Below are 19,717 nucleotides of genomic sequence, written 5' to 3'. Positions count from 1 at the left end.
GCCCGCACTCCTGTCGCGTTCCTGCCGCCCCGCCGCACCCGCCCCCCTTAGGAACGACGAGAAACCCCCGGCAAACAACTGGGGGCTGCAGAGACTCTATTGTTTAGTAGTCCGACTGCGGCATGACATCCTTGCCGTCGATAGAGACCTTGGAGAACACCAGCTGGCCGTCTTTGACATCAGGGGAGGTCAGGGTGATGTTCACGTTCTCCTCGACTCCTTCACGGCCGCCATTGTTGCGGGTGGTGGTGCCCTGTGCGATCTCGTCGGACCACTCTTCCCACACGATGTTAAGGGCGAAGTCGTTGTTGTCCTTGCAGTTCAGGTTGATCTCGACGGGCTGGTGCACGGGGTCGCCGTTGCAACCGATGTACAGCGGGGTGCCGTCCGGTGCGGCCGCTGCACTCTCGCGCTCCGCAGCGGTGGTGGTTGCACTTGCCGTATTCGCGTCGGTGACGTTGGCGGCACTGGTGCTGTCGGTCTCCTGGACCTGGCCCGCGCCCGTCAGGGAGTCAGGGTCCTGGCTCTGTGCGGTGTCCACCTTCTCCTCGGATGCCTGCTCGTTCGGCGGGGAGCAGGCTGCGAGGCCGAGGGCGGTGGCGGCGGCGAAGGCGACTGTGGCGACCTTGCGGGAAGTGCGGGTAGTCACTGCGGAGATCCTTATCGGGTAGAGATGTTGTTGAAGAGGCGGCGCGGTCTACTGAGCTGCGCGAGGAGTCTTGGCCTTAACCGAATCATACGGCTTTGCGGACTCGATCGTCACCGAAATTTCGCGGCCGTTTGGTGCGGTGTAGGTGCGGGTCTCGCCCTCGGTGGCGCCGAGCACGGCTGCGCCGAGCGGGGACTGCTCGGAGTAGGTCTCCAGGTCCTTGTTGTCGGTGGAGGCGGCGCGGGTGCCGATGAGGAAGGTTTCCTTATCGTTCTCGTCGCCGTTGTAGTAGACGTGCACCACGGAACCGACCACGGCCATGCCCTCGACAACGCCGGTGCGCTCAGTGGTGGAGTTGGCCAGCAGCTCGGAGATCTGCTTGATGCGGGCTTCTTCCTGGTCCTGCTGTTCGCGCGCGGCGTCGTAGCCGGCGTTCTCCTTCAGGTCGCCTTCTTCGCGGCGCTCGTTGATCTCGGCGGCGATGGCTGGGCGGTTGTCGATGAGCTGCTGCAGCTCGGCCTCAAGCTTGGCCTTCATTTCCGGGGTGATGTATTGCTGCTGCGAATCAGCCATGGAAGTGTAACCCTCGTTTCGGTTTTTAACGTCAGTGGTCGGTTGGGATCCTAACACAGCGCATGCTTATCGACGGCAGCCGGGTAGGGTCTCCGGCCTGCGGTTTTTAGCGTGCGGCAGTGTGTGCCGCCTCCGTGTCGAGGTAAGAGGGGAACGTGGTCGAGCAGCCGTAGACGCCGCCGGAGACGGGCTGGTCACCCACCGGGATATCCACGTGCATGCGCATCTGCTTCTCCCCGCCGGGTGGGATGACCACGTCGCGGCGGCCGATCTCGGTCATGTCGTAGTTCAGGGAGGTGATGATGCAGTAGGAGGGGACGTCGATAGCTGAGTCGTCGCGTTGGACGTCGAACCAGACGCGGGATGTGGTGTCGTCGACGCGCTCGTGCGAGACGAGGGTGGCGCTGATCGGCTGTGCCTGGCGCTGCATGACGTAACGGCCCAGGAAGACCACGATGAGAGCGACGAGAATGACAGCGACCACGGCGACGACTTTCCCGGAGGTTCCCGACGTGCGTCGCGGCTGCTCGCTGCCGTAGCGTGCGGCGGGACGGTCGATGGTGGTCACGGTGGCTCCTCTACTAAGATGATCTCCCGATCAACCTTAACTCAACCAGCTAACTCAACTAGAGGTGAGTACTACGTGACGGGCTTTCGCTTGCTGGCTATCCACGCGCACCCTGACGATGAGTCATCGAAAGGTGCGGCGACGATGGCGAAGTATGCCCATGAGGGCCACCGCGTCAAGGTGCTCACCTGTACGGGCGGGCAGCGTGGCGACATTTTGAACCCGGCGATGAACAAGCCGGGGATCATTGAGAACATGACCGATGTGCGCCGCGAGGAAATGGCGGCAGCTGCCAACGCGCTGGGTGTGGAGCATGAGTGGCTCGGCTACGTCGATTCCGGGCTGCCGGAGGGCGATCCGCTGCCGCCGCTGCCGGACGGCTGCTTCGCGCTGAAAGATCCGGAGGTTGTGGCGAAGACGCTGGTGGCGGAGATCCGCGAGTTCCGCCCCCACGTGATCATCACCTACGACGAGAATGGCGGCTACCCGCACCCGGACCACATCATGGTTCATAAGGCATCCATGATCGCGTGGGAGAAGGCGGGCGATCCAGAGTTCGCTCCAGAGATCGGTGCACCGTGGGAGCCGCTGAAGCTGTACTACACCCACGGTTTCGTGCCGCAGCGCATGCGTCTACTGCACGACCGCCTGTTGGAAGATGGTGTCATCGGTGACGGTGAGACCAGCCCGTATGAGCCGATGCTGCGCCGGTTCGAGGAGAATTCTTCCGACATCATGCAGCGCGTGACCACTCAGGTGGACTGCGGCGACTACTTCCAGAACCGTGCTGACGCTTTGACAGCCCACGCGACGCAGATCGATCCAAACGGCCCGTTCCTCGCCAGCACCCCTGAGGTGCAGGCTGAGCTGTGGCCCACTGAAGAATTCGAGCTCGCGCGCACCCGTGTGCAGACCGACCTGCCGGAGACGGACCTCTTCGCAGGCATTGAGGAGGAGCATTAATGCTTATCGACGTCACAACCGACACGATCATTCTCGCCCAGCAGATGAACCCCGATGCTCCGGTCGGTCCGGAGTTCGGTAAGGCGGAGCCGATCGGTGCCTTCATCGTGTTGGCTTTGGCCGTCGTCATCTTGCTCATTGGATGGGCGTTTCATCGGAGGTACTCGCGGTTCAATCGTCGTAAAGCATTTGCCGAAGCTCGCGGACTCGACGTGTTCGATGAAGCTGCCGTGGATAAAGCCATGGAAGAAGAAGGTCTGCTGGACCGCCGAAAGAAGTCGATTTTCTAGCGGCTGCGCGCGCTAGGATGAGTGCCATGGCCCTGCTTGAACGAATTCTGTATCCGCTGTACGAACGGCGTTTGAAGCATGAGCTGCAGGGTAAGAACCAGCCGAAACACATCGCCGTCATGGCCGATGGCAACCGCCGCTGGGCGCGCGAGGCTGGATTCACAGATATCGCGCACGGCCACCGTGTCGGGGCCGCGAAGATCGCGGAGCTCGTCGCGTGGTCGGCTGAAATGAACGTCGACGTGGTGACCATTTACTTGCTCTCCACCGAGAACCTCTCGCGCACAGCGGAAGAAGTCCAGCTGCTCTACGACATCATCTCCGGCGTCGTCGATGAACTGTGCAGCGACGAGTTTGAAGCTCGCATCCGGCTCGTGGGGCATCTGGATCTGCTGCCGGAGAAAGTCTCGCAGCGGATGCGTTCGGCAGCGGCGGCGACGGAGGCGAAGAACGGCATCGTGGTCAACATCGCGGTCGGCTACGGAGGCCGCCAGGAGATCGTCGACGCGGTGCAGCACTTCATCCGCGCCAAGGTGGATGAGGGTGTTCCTGCCGCGGAACTCGCGGACCATGTCAGTGTCGAATCGCTTTCGGAGCACCTCTATACCTCCGGCCAGCCCGACCCGGACCTGGTGATCCGCACATCAGGGGAGCAGCGGCTGTCTGGCTTCCTACTGTGGCAGTCCGCCTACTCGGAGATCTGGTTCACCGACACGTACTGGCCGGCGTTCCGCAAGATCGACTTCCTTCGCGCTCTGCGAGATTACTCGCAGCGCTCGCGCCGCTTCGGCAAATAGTTAGATCTTCCGCATCCGGACGCGCTGCACGGAGTGGTCCGCCGCCTTCGACATCACCAGCGATGCGCGGACACGCGTGGGCAGGATGTTCTCCACCAAGTTCGGCAGGTTAATGGTTTGCCAGATGCGGCGGGCTTCGGCGGCGGCGGCTTCGTCAGAAAGCGGGGCGAAGCGGGCGAAGTGCGCGCCTGGCTCTTGGAATGCTGTGTTCTTGAGTTTGATGAAGCGGTCGATGTACCAGCGCTCAATATCTTCCGTCTTGGCGTCGACGTAGACGGAGAAGTCGAACAAGTCGGAGACCATCAGCGTCGGGCCAGTCTGCAGCACGTTGAGGCCCTCGAGGATGAGAATGTCGGGATGGTCTACCACCTGGTACTCGCCAGGGAGAATGTCGTAAGCGTCGTGGGAGTAGACGGGAGCCTTGACGTTGTCGCGGCCAGCTTTGACGTCGGTGACAAAGCGCAGCAGATCGCGCCGGTTATAGGACTCTGGGAAACCTTTGCGCCCAGTGAGATTGCGGGCCGTGAGCTCCGCGGTGGGCAGCAAGAAACCGTCGGTGGTGACCAGATCCACCCGCGGGTGGGACTTCCATCGCTCCAGCAGCACTTGGAGCACACGGGCCGTGGTCGACTTGCCCACCGCGACGGACCCGGCGACACCGATGATGAAGGGCACGTGCCCGGGGTTTTCCCCAAGGAAGGTTTCCGTGGCGGCCGTGAGCTTCTGGCGCGCACGAACCTGCAAATGCAACAGACGCGACAGCGGCAGGTAAATCTCGGCGACCTCGTTGAGATCCATGCTCTCACCGATACCGCGCAGACGCGCAAGCTCGTCCTCGGTGAGCACCTGCGGCATCTCCGCGCGGCGCTCCCGCCAAGCGTCACGCGTCAAATCCAGATAGGGGCTAGGGTCTGCTGGTCGCGGCATGAGGACCATTCTTACACTGCCGTGTGTGGTTGGCCTACTGTGGTGTGCGTAGAAGGCTCGACCCGAAAGGAACGATGATGACCGACGATCTCCGCTACCAAGAGCTCGCCCAGCTAGACCCGGATGTTTATGAGCAGATCCTCGGGGAGGTCTCCCGCCAGCGCAACACTCTGGAGATGATTGCCTCCGAGAACTTCGTGCCGCGCGCTGTGCTGCAGGCCCAGGGGTCGGTGCTGACCAATAAATACGCGGAGGGTTACCCGGGCCGCCGCTACTACGGTGGCTGCGAGAACGTCGACGTCATCGAGGATATCGCGCGCGACCGCGCCAAGGAGCTGTTCGGCGCGGAGTACGCCAACGTCCAGCCGCACTCTGGCGCACAGGCGAACGCCGCTGTGCTGCATGCCCTGATTAAGCCGGGCGACACCATCATGGGTCTGTCCCTGGCTCACGGCGGCCACCTCACCCACGGTATGAAGATCAACTTCTCCGGTCGTCTCTACAACGTTGTCGCCTACGAGGTCGACCCGGACACCATGCTCATCGACATGGATAAGGTCCGCGAGCTGGCGTTGGAGCACAAGCCGCAGGTCATCATCGCTGGCTGGTCCGCTTACCCGCGCACCGTCGACTTCGAGGCGTTCCGGGCGATTGCCGATGAAGTCGGCGCTTACCTGTGGACCGACATGGCCCACTTCGCCGGCCTTGTAGCCGCCGGCCTGCACCCGTCCCCGGTCCCGCACTCTGACGTGGTGTCCACCACGATTCACAAGACCCTCGGCGGCCCGCGCTCCGGCATGATCCTGGCGAAGCAGGACTATGCGAAGCAGCTCAACTCCGCTGTCTTCCCCGGCCAGCAGGGCGGGCCGCTCATGCACGTAGTCGCCGCGAAGGCCACCGCGCTGAAGATTGCCGGCACCCCGGAATTCAAGGACCGCCAGGAGCGCACCCTCGAGGGCGCCCGCATTCTCGCCGAGCGCCTCACCGCATCCGACTGCAAGGAAGTCGGCGTCGACGTTCTTACCGGCGGCACGGATGTCCACCTTGTGCTGGCTGATCTGCGCAATTCCGAGCTCGATGGCCAGCAGGCCGAGGATCTGCTCCACGAGGTCGGCATCACCGTCAACCGCAACGCTGTCCCGAATGACCCGCGCCCGCCGATGGTCACCTCCGGTCTGCGCATCGGCACCTCGGCCCTGGCGACCCGCGGATTTGACCAGCAGGCGTTCACCGAGACCGCCGACATCATCGGTACCGCGCTGGCTCAGGGCACCAACGCCGACGTCGAGTCTCTGCGTGCCCGCGTGACCAAACTGGCGGAGAACTACCCGCTGTACCCGGGTCTTGAAGACTGGAAGATGCTCTAACGCTCTTTCGACTCTTCCGCAGGCCCGTTGCCGCGCTCTTTCGCGTGGATCCGGCGGGCCTCACGCAACCATGCGGGCTGATCCGCCAGAAGAGCCTTGATCTCGTCCGTGGTCAGCGGCTTATCCATGTCGTTCTTCTTCAAGGCAGTAATGGAAATGCCGAGTTTGCGGGCGACTTCGGGGCGGGGGTGGGGGCCGTCGGCGCGCAAAGAACTCAGCCACTGCGGCGGGTTCGTCTGCAGTTCGCGCAACTGGGCGTGTGTGACGGCACCGTCCTGGAACTCCTGCGGTGCTGCCGGAAGGTAAATACCGAGCTTCTTCGCGGCAGTTTCCGGTTTCATGGCTGTGCTGGACGGGGTGTTCGAGGGCGTTTCGCTCATGCCACAGACGGTAGCATCGTGGCATGTCCAGCCCCCTCCGCCTCGCGTTCGTCACTGGCACTGAGCCCGGCAAGTGGTTCGCCCGCTACCGCGCAAACCACCAACTCGAGGAGATTCCCAGCGACGACCCGTTCGAACTCATCGACAGCGGTGCCGCCCAGCTCGCCCTGATGCGCGTACCCGACGAGCGTATCGGGCAACCAGGAGAGCGGTTCCACCACGTGCGTCTCTACGAGGAAAAACCCGGTCTCGCTGTCCCGAAAGACTCGCTCTATGACATCGGGGAGCCCATTTCGCTTATTGACGTCACCGACGAGCCCGTCAACTACACCTATCCCAACGGAACGACCGACGACCTGCGGATGGCGCTCCAAGTCGTAGCAGCGAACGTGGGAGTGGCGTTCGCCCCGGCACCGTTGCTGAAAGTGCTGTCTAAAAAACAGGTCGTTGTCGCGGAGCTGCAAGGGGAGCCGGCGCATGAGCCAACGGCGATTGCGCTCGTGTGGAAGGTGGAGGAAGACTCCGATGCGATCCAGGATTTCGTTGGGGTGGCGAAGGGAAGGACGCGGAACTCGTCGAGAAGCAGCGCTGAGAATCGGGACCGAAACCATCGTTCGGGCGACAAACGAAAACACAAAGTAAAAAGCAAAAGCAGTGGCCAGCGCAAGGGATCCCGCCGCAATTACCCCAAAAAGGGGGGAAGCAGAAAACGTATGTAACGTGAAGTTTGCATAATGGTGAACGGTCTTAAAAGTTAGCTTATGAAAGGACTTCATATTATGAACATCAAGATTAACCGTAAGCTCGGCGCTTCCGTCGCAGCTCTCGCACTGGCCACCAGCCTTGCTGCTTGCTCCGACGATGCTGACAACGCTGACGGCAACGTCGAAGAGGTCGAGGCAACCGAGACCAATGTCGAGACCGTGACCGAGGAGACCGACGCTGAGGGCGAGGGTGAGGACGGCGAGACCGTCGAGATCACCACTCAGGACGGCGAGTCTGTTCTGGTTCCGGCTGCCGCACAGGAAGCTGCTGAGGAGCACAGCGGCGGCAACTGGGGCGACCCGTTCAACGTTGAGTCCCGCGAGGACGGCACCACTCTGATCGAGTACGACGCTGAGAAGAACATCGTTTACTCCGAGGAGACGGGCGCTGTGCCGGTCGTCGGCGAGATCTCTAAGACCTGGAAGGAAGAGGGTGGCTTGGACGCAGAGGTCGGCCTGCCGACCGCGCCTGAGGAGAAGCGCTCCGACGACAACGGCTGGATCCAGGAATTCCAGAACGGCACCATCGAGTGGCTCGAGGAGAACGGCGAGTTCACCGCGAAGATCAGCTAGTTGACGCTGTAACCGGAAATTCACCTTACATCGATGTAATTTCCACTTTGCTCCCCTAGTGTGGCAGGTGTCAGGTACCGCGAAGCACGGTCCTGGCTACCCGACAACCGCACTAGGGGAGCAATTGCATGTTTGACCCTTCTGTTACCCAGATCGACTCCGCACCTGAGCAGCTCACGGCGCACACCGCCTTGAGAACCTACGTGATCGACACGTCAGTCCTTCTGTCTGATCCGTGGGCGTTGAAAAAGTTCGCGGAACACAACGTGGTTCTGCCGCTCGTGGTCATCACGGAGCTCGAGCAGAAGCGCCATCACCCAGAGCTTGGCTGGTTCGCCCGCCAAGCTCTTCGCTTTTTGGAAGACCTGCGCGCCGACTACGACCGGCTCGACCAGCCCATGCCCGTCAACCTTGACGGTGGCATGCTGCACGTGGAACTCAACCACCAGTCTCAAGACAACCTGCCGTCCGCCCTGCGCGGCGGGGAGAATGACAACCGCATCCTCGCCTGCGCCTACAACTTCATGCAGGAAGGTAGGGACACTGTTTTGGTGACTAAGGACGTGCCGCTGCGCGTCAAGGCCGGCGCTGTTGGTTTACCTGCGCAGGAGTACCGCGCACAGGATGTCGTTCTGACCGGGTACACCGGCATGGCTGAGCTCGAGGTCTCCGGGGAAGAGATCGACGAGCTTTATGCCACCGGCTTCTGCGCCATCGACACCGGTGAGCTTCCGGTCCACTGCGGCCTGACGCTCAACGCCGGCAACAAGTCGGCGCTGGCCCGTGTTGCACCTTCGGGCGGGGTCAAGCTCGTGCGCGGCGATATCGACGCGTTCGGTCTGTCCGGCCGTTCCGCTGAGCAGCGGGTCGCGCTCGATCTGCTTCTCGACGATTCCGTCGGCATCGTCTCCATCGGCGGTCGCGCCGGCACCGGTAAGTCGGCGCTGGCACTGTGCGCCGGCCTGGAGTCTGTCCTGGAGCGCGGGGAGCACAAGCGGATCATCGTCTTCCGTCCGCTCTACGCCGTCGGCGGCCAGAACTTGGGCTACCTGCCGGGCGACGAGATGGAGAAGATGAACCCCTGGGCCCAGGCGGTCTACGACACCCTCGAGGGCGTCGTGTCCGATAACGTGCTCGAGGAAGTCGCAGCGCGCGATCTCGTCGAGGTGCTGCCGTTGACGCACATCCGCGGCCGCTCGCTGCATGACGCATTCGTCATCGTCGACGAGGCCCAGTCCCTCGAACGCAACGTGCTCCTGACTGTCCTGTCCCGACTCGGTCGCGGCTCCCGCGTGGTGCTCACCCACGATGTCGCCCAGCGCGACAACCTGCGCGTGGGCCGCCACGACGGTGTTCAGGCTGTCATTGAAAAGCTCAAGGGCCAGGACCTCTTCGGGCATGTGACCCTGACGCGCTCGGAGCGTTCTCCGATCGCGGAGCTGGTGACAGACCTCCTCGAGGACCACGCCTAACCCGTGGGCTCAGCCACGCCGCAGGGCGCTAACCTGCGTCTGCGGCGCGGTTTTCGTGCTGTGGGAGTGACTTGTACGATGGTCGCCATGCCGATTCCCGAGTCCGAACGCGATTTCACAATCCGCCCCATCCGGCCGGAGGACTACCCGCAGGTCCGCGACATCTACGAAGCAGGCCTAGGCACTGGCCATGCTTCGTACGAACAGAATGGGCCGACGTGGCAGAAGTTCGCTACGAACAAGATCATTGAGACGGTGTTTGTCGCCGTCGAAAAGCATGATGATGACCGTGTGCTTGGCTGGGTTGCTGCAGCGCAGGCGTCGACACGCAGCGTGTTCCACGGTGTTGTGGAGGATTCGATCTACATCCACGACGATGCGAAAGGCCGTGGCGTCTCGGGTGCTCTACTGGACAAGCTCATCGAGACGTGCATTGGGTTGAACAAGTGGTCCATCCACTCGTGGATCTTCCCGGAAAACACTGGCTCGGCGGGTCTGCACGAGTCGCGCGGGTTTGTGAAGGTGGGCACCTACCACCAGATGGCACTGATGACATACGGCGAGCTGGCCGGCACCTGGCGCGACACCGACATTTATGAGCTGCTGCTGCCCAAGCCGGGCAAGCAATAGCTGGCAATAACTACTCGACGGTTTCCTTCAGTTTCACCTGCTCAACAGGGAACAACAGCGCCATCGCGACGAGCACGAGCGGAATGAGCAGCAAGAACACTGGAGTCAGGCCGTCGTTGTAGCTGGAGGCGATCGCGTCATGAATAGGGCCGGGTAGCTGGTCCATGATTTCCGGCGTGAGCGCGTTGGGGTCGAAGCCGTCGGTGTACTTCGCGGCTTCTGGACCGAGCTGCTGCAGTGCACGTGGCAGCCGTTCTTCCATGTTGTTTTGCGTGTTGTGGATGAATATGGTGCCCACCACAGACGCGCCGACGGACATACCGATCTGGCGGAAGAAGTTGTTCGCCGCCGTCGCGGTGCCCACCACGCGGATGGGGAAAGAGTTCTGCACGATGAGGATGAGCACCTGCATCACCATGCCCAGCCCGAAGCCGTAAATGAAGATGTAGACGCCGAGCACGCTTAACGACGTCTCCGCCGTCAACCTCGACAACAAGAAGCACCCGAGAGCCACAATGCCCATGCCGACGATCGGGAAAATCTTGTACTGGCCCGTCCGCGAGATCAGCGCGCCGACTCCGATGGAGGTGAGCAGCATGCCGCCGACCATCGGGATCATCATCAGGCCCGCCGCCGTCGGCGACATGGAGTGGACCATTTGCAGGTACGTCGGCAGGTAGGCCATGACGCCGGTCATGGACACACCCAGGACAACACTGGCAGCAGTGGTCAGCGCCATGTTGCGGTTGTCGAACAGGTGCATCGGCACGAGCGGATCGCCCGCCCGCAGCTCCACGAAGACGAAGATTGCGCCCACGACTGCGGCCGCCGCGAGCAGCCCGAGGATGGTCGGGGAGCCCCACGGATACTGCAGCCCGCCCCACGTTGTCGCCAGGATGAGGCACGTCGTCGCAACCGCAAGCAACACCGCCCCGAACCAGTCGAAGCGGAAGTTCTCCCTGTCGCCCTTGGACAGCTTCAACACGATCGCGGAGATCGTCATGGCCAAAATGCCCAGCGGGATGTTCATCCACAATCCCCAGCGCCAGCCGGGACCATCGGTGAACCAGCCGCCGAGAACAGGTCCCAGCACCGAGGAGATGCCGAACACCGCACCCATAACACCCATGTACTTGCCGCGCTCGCGCGCCGGCACGACCTCCGCGATGATCGACTGCGAATTGATCATCATGCCGCCCGCGCCGAAGCCTTGGACCGCGCGGCCGATGATGAGCAACTCCATCGTGTGGGCGAAACCGCCGATGGCCGACCCGATGACAAACAGCCCGATGCAGCCGATGTAGAACCATTTGCGTCCCAAGCCGTCGCCAAGCTTGCCGAAGACAGGCAAAGCAATGGTCATGGTCACCATGAACGCCGAGATCACCCAGCTCATGTGCTCCACACCACCGAGCTCGCCGACGATCGTCGGCAGGGCAGTAGAGAAGATCATCTGCCCCAGCGAGCTCATGAGCATCGTCGTCAGAAGCGCAGCGAACACCAGCCCGACGTTCGGTTTGCCGGCTTCCTGCTCGTGTTCTTCAGTGTGCTGATCGTGTTGAGTTTCCGTCACTCATCGAAGACTACACCTGAAAAACGACATGAAAGAAGGCCCAGCGAGCGAGCACGCTGAGCCTTAAACCGTGGCAGCTAGTTGCGGTCGGTGTTCGCCATCGACAGCACGTCGAGGCGCTTGTCCATCTCTTCTTCAGTGAGGTCGTCGCCGATGAAGCCCAGGTCGATGGTGGCCTGGCGGATGGTGATGCCTTCCTTGACCGCGTGCTTGGCAATCTTGGCGGCGTTTTCGTAACCGATTGCAGAGTTCAGCGGGGTCACGATCGACGGAGAGGACTCGGCGAGGGTGCGCATGCGCTCCTCGCTGGGCTCGATACCGTCGACAAGCTTGGTGGCGAACTGACGGGAGGTGTTCGCCAGCAGACGCGCGGACTCGAGAACGTTGCGCGCCATGACCGGGATGAACACGTTGAGCTCGAACTGGCCCTGGGTGCCGGCGAACGCAACAGCTGCATCGTTACCGATGACCTGCGCAGAGACCTGGGTAGCGGTCTCGCACAGCACCGGGTTGACCTTGCCCGGCATGATGGACGAACCCGGCTGCAGGTCCGGCAGGTGAATCTCGGCGAGGCCGGCGAGCGGGCCGGAACCCATCAAGCGGATGTCATTGGCGATCTTGTACAGGGAGACAGCCACAGAACGCATCGCGCCCGAGAATTCGACCAGACCGTCGCGGTTGGCCTGCGCCTCGAAGTGGTTCTTGGCCTCGGACAGCTGCTCGACACCAGTGAGCTTCTTCAGCTCCTCGGTGACCTTGCCGCCGAACTCAGCCGGAGTGTTGATGCCGGTGCCCACAGCGGTGCCGCCGATGGCCAGCTCACCGAGATGCTCCAGGGTGTTGCGCACGCGCTCAATGCCCAGCTCGATCTGGCGGGCGTAGCCGGAAAACTCCTGACCCAGGGTGACCGGGGTAGCGTCCATGAGGTGGGTGCGGCCGGACTTGACCACTTCCTTCCACTCATTGGCCTTCTTGTCCAGGGACTCGTGCAGCACCTGCAGCGCCGGGATGAGGTCGTTCGCAGCTGCCTCGGTCGCGGCGACGTGGGTCGCGGTGGGGAAGGTGTCGTTGGAGGACTGGCCCATGTTCACGTCATCGTTCGGGTGAACCTCTACACCGTTCGCCTTCGCGATCGACGCGATGACCTCATTGGTGTTCATGTTGGACGAGGTACCGGAACCGGTCTGGAAAACGTCGATCGGGAACTCGTCGTCGTGCTGGCCGTCAGCGATTTCCTTCGCGGCGGCGATAATGGCATCGGCCTTCTCGGCGTCCAGGTTGCCCAGGTCCTTGTTCACCTGCGCACACGCAGCCTTGAGCAGGCCGAGTGCGCGGATCTGCTGCGCCTCGAGCCCACGGCCGGAGATGGGGAAGTTCTCCACGGCACGCTGGGTCTGTGCACGCCACAGCGCGTTCACGGGCACCTTCACTTCACCCATGGTGTCGTGCTCGATGCGGTATTCCTGATCAGCCATAATCATCCTTTGCGGTTGGAACGTGTTCCGGCGCGGGTAGCGCCGCTCCTGACATCCGCCATTATTCCTGATTTGCCGATCCGAGGAGACCGAATAGGGGATACGTCGATCGGCCGCGTTAGTCGTTTTTGCATAAGAAAACCGCCCAGTGATACCGGGCGGCCTAAGTGGGAGGTTTCGTCGTAAAGCGCGGAGCTTAGTTGTTCGGACCGGAGTAGTCCACAACGGAGTATTCGCGCAGCTTGGCCAGCTGGTGCTGGGATTCGACGAGGCGGACGGTTCCGGACTTTGAGCGCATCGCCAAGGAACGGGTGGTAGCGCCGTTGGCGCGGTAGGAGACACCGCGCAGCATGTCGCCGTTGGTCACGCCGGTGGCGGAGAAGTAGCAGTTGTCGGAGCTGACCAGGTCGTTGATGCCCAAGACGCGGGTCAGATCGTGGCCGGCTGCGACGACCTTTTCACGTTCTTCGTCGGACTGCGGGGCGAGCATGCCCTGGATTTCGCCCTCAAGGCACTTCAGGGCGCAGGCAGTGATGACGCCCTCCGGGGTGCCGCCGACGCCCATCGCAATATCGATGGAGTTGTTGTTGCGTGCTGCAGCGATGGCCCCAGCAACGTCGCCGTCCATGATGAAGCGGACCTTCGCACCAGCGGCGCGGATGTCAGCGACGAGCTCGGCGTGGCGCGGGCGGTCGAGGACAACAACAGTAACGTCGCGCGGCTCAATGCCCTTCGCCTTCGCAACGACCTCGATGTTGTGCGCCACCGGCGCCGTGATGTCGATCTTGCCTGCTGCCTCGGGGCCGACGGCGATCTTGTTCATGTAGAACGCATCGGCCGGGTCGTACATGGTGCCGCGCTCAGCGACCGCGATGACGGAGATGGAGTTCGGGCGACCCTCGGCCATCAGGCGGGTGCCGTCAACAGGGTCGACAGCGATGTCGAGCTCTGCACCCTGACCGTTGCCGACGCGCTCGCCGTTGTACAGCATCGGCGCTTCGTCCTTCTCACCTTCACCGATGACGATGATGCCGTCCATGTTCACGGAGTTGATCATCTTGCGCATCGCGTCGACAGCGGCTCCGTCGCCTTCGTTCTTCTTGCCGCGGCCGACCCAGCGGCCGGAGGCTAGGGCGGCGGCCTCCGTGACGCGAACGAGTTCCATCGCTAGATTGCGGTCGGGTGCTTCGACGGGGTTACCCATTGGTTTGTGCCTCCTGGGGCAGTTGCAGATCGATACGTGTATTAGCCTATTGTGGCATTTTTCCTGCTGCTCCGGAGCAATTGGGGTGGGGCGCAGCGGGCATGCCATACTTGCAGGCGTGGCTGACGAGAAACCGCGGATTTTCCAGGACGGCAGGGACATGACGATCAATGTCGTGCTCATTGCCGCGCTCATGATCCTGTCGGTGGCGTTCACTGGGATGTGCGAGTTCAACCCGGGCCGCCCGGAAAACGGCCCAGTACATGAGGTCGACGGCCGCACGTTCATGGAGATGGAGGCCCGCGCAGCCGATTTCCCGGTGCGTTTCCCTCAGATGCCGGAGGGGTGGACGAATAACTCAGCACGCCGCACGCTTATCGACGGCACCCCCGCCCCCGTCGCCGGCTGGGTCACCCCCGGAGAAGGCTTTTTGCAAGTGACCGAAACCGGTGTGCCGGCCGATGAGGCAGCGCAAGCCGATGGGAAGTACCGCGAACTCTCCCGCGAAGAGACCGTCGCGGACTTTCCGGCGACCGTTTACACCTCGGATGCCAAAGATGTGCGTGATCTGTGGGTCGTTGACCTTGACGATGTCCGCTTGCTGGTCACCGGCGCCGCCCCCGATGCCGAATTCCGCGAACTCATTGAAGCGTTCGCCGCTTCCGAGCCGCTGTAATTCGATAGCACTAGCTCACAACAGACCCCAACCCGTCCCCAGTCGCGCCCCGGCCCGAAACCCGGCCCCAGGCCAACCCGTCCTGCCCCGTCCGCGATTAGCTAGAAACAAACGACTGGAATGATCCTTTCGGGCCTGATTTTCGGACGTTCTAGTCGTCTGTTTCTAGCTAATCGGGTTAGGGGAGGGGTAAGGAGGGTTAGGGAGGCTACGCGATGAGTCAGCTGGGCTGGATGAGGCAGCTGGGCCGGATGAGGCGGCTGGGCCGGATGAGTCGGCGGCCTCGGCTGAAGGCGGCTTTACTCTGCCTGTTCCTCATCGTCGGAGCCCTGTTGTAGGGCTTGTTCGATGCGTTTCTCGGCGCCGTCGAGAAGCACTTCGCAGCGCTTGGCTAGGGCTTCACCGCGCTCCCAGTACTTCAGGGATTCGTCGAGGCTCATCTGGCCGAGTTCGAGAATCTTCACGGTTTCAACCAGTTCATCGCGCGCCTGCTCGTAGGACAGGGAGGACGGGTCCGGGATTGCGTCGGCGTTCGGGGTGCCTTGGCCGAAAGTGTTATCTGCCATGGTGGGTTCTCCTTGGGTGCGTAGCTGTTATTCGGCGGGTGTGGCGGCCATGCTGGCTGCGGTGATGGAACCGTCACCAACTCGGATGCGTAGCTGCGAGCCGGGCGGAGCCTGGGCGATGCTGGTCACCACTTCCGGCTCGCTGCCGTCGCGCGGCTGGACCTGGACCACCGCGTAGCCGCGGGCGAGTGTTGCGGCTGGACCGAGGGCGGACACCTGTGCACGCAAGGCCTTGACCTCGGCGGTCTCCTGCTTGAGCAGGCGTGTGATGTCGCGGCGGATGGCTGCGGTGGCGCGGTCGAGTTCCTCGCGGCGCAACGTCACCTGGGTCAGGGGGTTCGCCATAGCGGGGCGGGAACGCACCTGGCTCAGGCCGTGGCGTTCGCGCCTGACCCAGGAGCGCAGGGCGGAGGAGAGGCGGGAGCGGGCGTCGTCAAGCATCTGGCGTTCAGCGACGACATCCGGAACCACACGCTTCGCGGCATCGGTGGGGGTCGCCGCGCGCAGGTCAGCGACGTTGTCCAAGACAGGGTTGTCCGGCTCGTGGCCAATCGCTGAGACGACCGGCGTCGACGCCTCCGCGACCGCACGCTGCAGCGCCTCCTCGGAGAAGGGGAGCAGGTCCTCGACGGAGCCGCCGCCGCGGGCGATGATGATCACGTCGACAGTCTCGTCATCGTCGAGAGTGCGCAGCGCCTCCACGACCTGCGGGACGGTGCCGGCACCTTGAACCGGGGTGTTGATCACGCGGAAGTCCACCGCCGGCCAGCGGTCTTTCGCCACCGACAGCACGTCGCGCTCGGCGGCAGATCCGCGGCCGGTGATCAGCCCGATGCGGCGCGGCAGGAACGGCAGAGGCTTCTTCCGCGCCGGATCGAACAGCCCCTCAGCAGCCAACGTCTTGCGCAGCTGCTCGATCTTCGCCAGCAGCTCACCCTCGCCGACGTGGCGGATCTCCGTGACCCACAAAGAAAAGGAACCGCGTCCGGCGTAGAAGGCGGGTTTGCCGAGGACGATGACGCGGTCGCCGTCGTTAAGCGGGGCGTCGAGCGAGCGCACCATCTTCGTGTCCGCAGTGAGCTGAATGCTCATCTCTTTCTGCGTGTCACGCAGCGTCAGGTAGGAAAACCGCCACGACGGCTTCACATTGATCTGCGTCAGCTGGCCCTCAATCCACAGCCAACCCAAACGCTCAATCCACTGCTTGACGCTGTCATTGACCTGCGAAACAGACCACGGCCTCTCCGGCGTGCTCTTCGGCGGTTGTGCGCCCGCCATGGGCATCAGCCCCCTTCCGTTGTGCGGGACCAGCTTACCTTTTCGCCCGCACATCCATTACCCTTGGGCACATGACGAGCACCGGAAAAAACGTCCTTCTCGCCGCCCCTCGCGGGTACTGCGCTGGTGTTGACCGTGCAGTGGAGACGGTGGAAAAGGCGCTGGAGAAGTACGGCGCCCCCATTTACGTGCGCAAAGAGATCGTGCACAACAAGTACGTCGTGGAGACGCTGTCCAAGCGCGGTGTCATCTTCGTCGAGGAGACCGATGAAGTGCCTGAGGGCGCGCACGTTGTCTTCTCTGCACACGGCGTTTCACCGGCCGTGCGCGAATCGGCACAGCAGCGACAGCTCATTGCTCTCGACGCGTCCTGCCCGCTGGTGACCAAGGTCCACAATGAGGTCAAGCGCTTCGCCCGCGACGGCTACCACATTCTCCTCGTCGGCCATGAAGGCCACGAAGAGGTCGAAGGTACCGCTGGCGAGGCGCCAGACGTGGTGCACCTGGTAGACGGTGTCGAGGGCGTCGACGCCGCCCCTCAGTTCCCGGAGGACCAGAAGCTGGTGTGGTTGTCGCAGACCACGCTGTCGGTCGACGAGACCATGGAGATCGTCGCTCTGCTGCGCAAGAAGTACCCGAATCTGGAAGATCCGCCGAGCGACGATATTTGCTACGCCACCCAGAACCGCCAGGTCGCGGTGAAGGCGATCGCTGAGAAGTGTGAGCTGATGATCGTCGTCGGGTCGCAAAACTCCTCAAACTCGAAGCGTCTCGTTGAGGTTGCTCTGCAAAACGGCACACGCGGTGCGCACCTCATTGATTATGCGCATCAGATCGACGATGCGTGGTTCGACGGTGTGACCACGGTCGGTGTCACCTCCGGCGCATCCGTGCCCGAGATCCTTGTCCGTGAAGTCGTGGAATACCTCGCCGAGCGCGGCTACGACAACGTCGAGCAGGTCACCACGACCACCGAGACCATCACCTTCGCGCTGCCGCGCGACCTGCGCCCGCCGCGCCAGGCTGGGTAGTCGCGGCTAGTCTTCGTAGAGGTCTTCGCGGAGACGGTGACTGACCCGCCGGGATGATCCGCGGCCGCCATCCCGGCTGTCCCACGCACTGTCGCGGCCGTCTTGCGCGCTGACGCGACGGAGATCACGCCCGTCCGAGCGTCGAGCATTGCTGCGCTGCACGGGCTCGTCTCGGCCCTTCGAACGTGCGTTGCTGGGCGCGAGGCGTTGGGCGGGACGCCTAGAAGCGGAGGGCTCGTTGCTTCGTGCCAGTAGCTCTTCAACGGTGACCTTGCCCGGCGTGGTGGTCCGCTCACGGGAGCGTGTCGCCTCACGTCGGGTACGACGATTCGATTCGGAAGCCTGCCTGCGCTGGCGCTGTTCCTGCTGGCGGATCTCTTCGTTGTGCCTTTTCAGCAGCTGGTAGCGCAACAACGCGATGACCAGCGCACCGAGGGTCACCATTGCCATCACGGGGAAGAACTGCACCAGCGGATACAAAATGAGCAGGGCAGAGGTGCGTCCCAGCGATGTTTGGCCTTCCGGAAGTTGGAAGTACGCGTTGAGGGTGCCCGTTACCAACAAAAACAATGTGTACAGCAGCGGGATGGATGCAACGATGAGAAACAGCCCGCGCGGGTTGACAAACGTGACCACGACCAAGGAGGCCACCGCGAACAGCGCTAGGAACGGCCACCCGATTGCTTCGTTGTAGACGGACAGTAGGCCGCCAGTGACAAGGGCCGCGATGATGATGCCCACGCCGGATCCCGTCGAGAAACCGGGCATTGCCGGGTCTGACTGCGTTGAGGATCGGGACGTTGCATGCGACACGTTGTGTGATGTTACCGTGCCGCCGCGCGCGGACAGCTTTTACTCGACGTGGGAGTGCGAACTTTCTTCCCCGTTGGCGGTGCGTGCCCGGGCTGTCACCGCACGGAGTTCAGCGGGTTCACTCGTCGTACGCCCGGGCAAGTCGAGGTCTTTCAGCCGGCGTGCGGTGACCATGACGCGGGCGTCCATTGACCCGAGCGTGGCATTGAACGCCTCGACGGCCTTATCCAACGAGGCGCCGACGCGGTTGTAGTGCTCCGCCATGGTCCCCAACCGCGTGTACAGCTGCGCACCGAGCCGCTGCACCTCGGCCGCCTTTGCGTTGATGTCTTCCTGCTGCCATCCCAGCCCGACGGTGCGCAACAACGCGAACAGGGTGGAGGGGGTGGCGATGACAACGCCTCGCGCAAATGCGTCGTCAAGCAACTGCGGATCTTGCTCGAGCGCTGCGTCGAGGAAGGGGTCGGCGGGGATGAACATGACCACGAACTCGGGCGTCGGCGCGAAAGCCTCGACGTACGCTTTCTGCCCGAGTGTTGCCACGTGCTGCCGCAGTAGGTGGCTGTGCCTGCGCAGATAGCCGGCTTTCTCCTCGGGATCCTCCGTGTTGAGCGCGTCGAGGTAGGCGCTGAACGGCACTTTCGCATCCACCACGATGTTGCGGCCGCGGCTTAACCGGATGATCATGTCGGGGCGGAGCAGCTGACCGTCGATACGCGCTGCTTGCTGCACGTCGAAGTCGCAGTACTTGACCATGCCGCCGAGCTCCACGACACGTTCGAGCTGCATCTCGCCCCAACGCCCGCGCGTGTTCGGTGAGCGCAGCGCGTTGACCAGCTGATCCGTGCGATCGCTCAGCCGTGAACTCGCACGCGTCACGGCCTGCACCTGCCCGGCGAGCGCTGAGTGGGCGACAGCGCGATCTTCATCCATGTCACGCAACTGCGCCGCGAGCTTATCGACGGCCCTCTCCAACGGCTCCAACTCCCGCCGCACATCCTGCCGCGGCGGCTGGGAAGGCGGGGATGCGGGGCGGCGCAATAGGTGCATCGCGGCCGCACCGGCAAGCAGCCCGAGAATGAACGCGAGGAAGACAAGGGTGAAAGTCAGCGCTGGGGACACAGAACTCATGTGTCTCACCCTTGCAT

The 19,717-nt window shown here is 62.9% G+C and carries 22 protein-coding genes; 10 read left to right on the top strand and 12 right to left on the bottom strand.

Annotated features, from left to right (window positions below; translation table 11 throughout):
• Window positions 1-103: 103 nt before the first annotated feature.
• From HMPREF0291_RS10120 to HMPREF0291_RS10110, 3 genes are all read right to left on the bottom strand, one after another.
• Window positions 104-649, bottom strand: coding sequence for a hypothetical protein (locus HMPREF0291_RS10120; RefSeq protein ID WP_005291120.1), 546 nt, complete (start codon window positions 647-649; stop codon window positions 104-106).
• Between the two features lie 48 nt (window positions 650-697).
• Entirely contained in the window at window positions 698-1,222 is a 525-nt protein-coding gene (greA, locus tag HMPREF0291_RS10115; RefSeq protein WP_005291118.1) for a transcription elongation factor GreA, read from the bottom strand.
• Between the two features lie 106 nt (window positions 1,223-1,328).
• A complete protein-coding gene (locus HMPREF0291_RS10110) occupies window positions 1,329-1,790 on the bottom strand; it encodes a DUF4307 domain-containing protein (protein ID WP_005291115.1) in 462 nt (153 codons plus the stop codon).
• 75 nt (window positions 1,791-1,865) lie between these two features.
• On the opposite strand from HMPREF0291_RS10110, the gene mca reads away from it, so the two are divergent.
• From mca to HMPREF0291_RS10095, 3 genes are read left to right on the top strand one after another with little or no spacing between them, the layout of a single operon-like run.
• Window positions 1,866-2,753: a mycothiol conjugate amidase Mca gene (gene mca / locus HMPREF0291_RS10105; protein WP_005291112.1), complete on the top strand. Its 888-nt coding sequence runs from the start codon at window positions 1,866-1,868 to the stop codon at window positions 2,751-2,753.
• Entirely contained in the window at window positions 2,753-3,043 is a 291-nt protein-coding gene (locus HMPREF0291_RS10100; protein ID WP_005291110.1) for a hypothetical protein, read from the top strand. The genes mca and HMPREF0291_RS10100 overlap by 1 nt, the downstream gene beginning before the upstream one ends.
• 26 nt (window positions 3,044-3,069) lie before the next feature.
• Window positions 3,070-3,840: an isoprenyl transferase gene (locus HMPREF0291_RS10095; RefSeq protein ID WP_040424585.1), complete on the top strand. Its 771-nt coding sequence runs from the start codon at window positions 3,070-3,072 to the stop codon at window positions 3,838-3,840.
• Here the strand turns inward: HMPREF0291_RS10095 and coaA are convergent, their stop codons facing one another.
• Window positions 3,841-4,767 (bottom strand): type I pantothenate kinase, encoded by a 927-nt coding sequence (coaA, locus tag HMPREF0291_RS10090; RefSeq protein ID WP_040424583.1) that lies wholly within the window; start codon window positions 4,765-4,767, stop codon window positions 3,841-3,843. It lies immediately after the preceding gene.
• 77 nt (window positions 4,768-4,844) lie between these two features.
• Here coaA and glyA point away from each other — a divergent pair, with 77 nt between their 5' ends.
• Window positions 4,845-6,134 (top strand): serine hydroxymethyltransferase, encoded by a 1,290-nt coding sequence (gene glyA, locus HMPREF0291_RS10085; RefSeq protein WP_040423798.1) that lies wholly within the window; start codon window positions 4,845-4,847, stop codon window positions 6,132-6,134.
• On the opposite strand, the gene HMPREF0291_RS10080 is transcribed toward glyA, so the two are convergent.
• Window positions 6,131-6,514, bottom strand: a complete 384-nt coding sequence (locus tag HMPREF0291_RS10080; RefSeq protein WP_005291097.1) for a DUF5997 family protein — start codon at window positions 6,512-6,514, stop codon at window positions 6,131-6,133. The genes glyA and HMPREF0291_RS10080 overlap by 4 nt on opposite strands.
• Window positions 6,515-6,537: 23 nt before the next feature.
• Between HMPREF0291_RS10080 and HMPREF0291_RS10075 the strand changes: the two genes are divergently transcribed.
• The 4 genes from HMPREF0291_RS10075 to HMPREF0291_RS10060 all read left to right on the top strand — a co-directional run bounded on the left by HMPREF0291_RS10075 (window position 6,538) and on the right by HMPREF0291_RS10060 (window position 9,953).
• On the top strand, window positions 6,538-7,233 hold the full coding sequence (locus tag HMPREF0291_RS10075; protein ID WP_005291094.1) for a substrate-binding domain-containing protein: 696 nt from the start codon (window positions 6,538-6,540) through the stop codon (window positions 7,231-7,233).
• A 60-nt stretch (window positions 7,234-7,293) separates the two neighbouring features.
• The gene (locus HMPREF0291_RS10070; protein ID WP_005291091.1) at window positions 7,294-7,851 is read left to right on the top strand and encodes an LGFP repeat-containing protein; all 558 of its coding nucleotides are present in this window, start codon (window positions 7,294-7,296) and stop codon (window positions 7,849-7,851) included.
• A gap of 128 nt (window positions 7,852-7,979) precedes the next feature.
• Window positions 7,980-9,323 carry a PhoH family protein gene (locus HMPREF0291_RS10065; RefSeq protein WP_005291089.1) on the top strand — a complete coding sequence of 448 codons (1,344 nt, stop codon included), beginning with the start codon at window positions 7,980-7,982 and terminating at the stop codon, window positions 9,321-9,323.
• A 78-nt stretch (window positions 9,324-9,401) separates the two neighbouring features.
• Complete coding sequence (locus HMPREF0291_RS10060; protein WP_005291087.1) at window positions 9,402-9,953, top strand: GNAT family N-acetyltransferase; 552 nt, start codon at window positions 9,402-9,404, stop codon at window positions 9,951-9,953.
• 10 nt (window positions 9,954-9,963) lie between these two features.
• On the opposite strand, the gene HMPREF0291_RS10055 is transcribed toward HMPREF0291_RS10060, so the two are convergent.
• From HMPREF0291_RS10055 to glpX, 3 genes are all read right to left on the bottom strand, one after another.
• Window positions 9,964-11,526 (bottom strand): MDR family MFS transporter, encoded by a 1,563-nt coding sequence (locus tag HMPREF0291_RS10055; RefSeq protein ID WP_005291084.1) that lies wholly within the window; start codon window positions 11,524-11,526, stop codon window positions 9,964-9,966.
• Between the two features lie 77 nt (window positions 11,527-11,603).
• A complete protein-coding gene (locus tag HMPREF0291_RS10050) occupies window positions 11,604-13,001 on the bottom strand; it encodes a class II fumarate hydratase (RefSeq protein WP_040423797.1) in 1,398 nt (465 codons plus the stop codon).
• Window positions 13,002-13,197: 196 nt separating this feature from the next.
• Entirely contained in the window at window positions 13,198-14,205 is a 1,008-nt protein-coding gene (glpX, locus tag HMPREF0291_RS10045) for a class II fructose-bisphosphatase (protein WP_005291075.1), read from the bottom strand.
• A gap of 118 nt (window positions 14,206-14,323) precedes the next feature.
• Between glpX and HMPREF0291_RS10040 the strand changes: the two genes are divergently transcribed.
• Window positions 14,324-14,881, top strand: coding sequence for a DUF4245 domain-containing protein (locus tag HMPREF0291_RS10040; RefSeq protein WP_005291073.1), 558 nt, complete (start codon window positions 14,324-14,326; stop codon window positions 14,879-14,881).
• A gap of 299 nt (window positions 14,882-15,180) precedes the next feature.
• Here HMPREF0291_RS10040 and HMPREF0291_RS10035 read toward each other — a convergent pair whose 3' ends face one another.
• Window positions 15,181-15,447 carry an exodeoxyribonuclease VII small subunit gene (locus tag HMPREF0291_RS10035; RefSeq protein WP_005291071.1) on the bottom strand — a complete coding sequence of 89 codons (267 nt, stop codon included), beginning with the start codon at window positions 15,445-15,447 and terminating at the stop codon, window positions 15,181-15,183.
• Between the two features lie 27 nt (window positions 15,448-15,474).
• Window positions 15,475-16,731 (bottom strand): exodeoxyribonuclease VII large subunit, encoded by a 1,257-nt coding sequence (xseA, locus tag HMPREF0291_RS10030; RefSeq protein ID WP_005291068.1) that lies wholly within the window; start codon window positions 16,729-16,731, stop codon window positions 15,475-15,477.
• 65 nt (window positions 16,732-16,796) lie between these two features.
• On the opposite strand from xseA, the gene HMPREF0291_RS10025 reads away from it, so the two are divergent.
• The gene (locus HMPREF0291_RS10025) at window positions 16,797-17,756 is read left to right on the top strand and encodes a 4-hydroxy-3-methylbut-2-enyl diphosphate reductase (RefSeq protein WP_005291066.1); all 960 of its coding nucleotides are present in this window, start codon (window positions 16,797-16,799) and stop codon (window positions 17,754-17,756) included.
• A 6-nt stretch (window positions 17,757-17,762) separates the two neighbouring features.
• Here the strand turns inward: HMPREF0291_RS10025 and HMPREF0291_RS10020 are convergent, their stop codons facing one another.
• Window positions 17,763-18,569, bottom strand: a complete 807-nt coding sequence (locus HMPREF0291_RS10020; protein WP_198002201.1) for a DUF6542 domain-containing protein — start codon at window positions 18,567-18,569, stop codon at window positions 17,763-17,765.
• A 39-nt stretch (window positions 18,570-18,608) separates the two neighbouring features.
• Complete coding sequence (locus HMPREF0291_RS10015; protein WP_005291060.1) at window positions 18,609-19,700, bottom strand: DNA recombination protein RmuC; 1,092 nt, start codon at window positions 19,698-19,700, stop codon at window positions 18,609-18,611.
• Between the last annotated feature and the right edge of the window lie 17 nt (window positions 19,701-19,717).

The organism is Corynebacterium genitalium ATCC 33030, assembly GCF_000143825.1.
Classification (GTDB): Bacteria; Actinomycetota; Actinomycetes; order Mycobacteriales; family Mycobacteriaceae; genus Corynebacterium; species Corynebacterium genitalium.
Note: the sequence above shows the minus strand (reverse complement) of the source record. Positions and strands in the feature narration are given on the sequence as shown.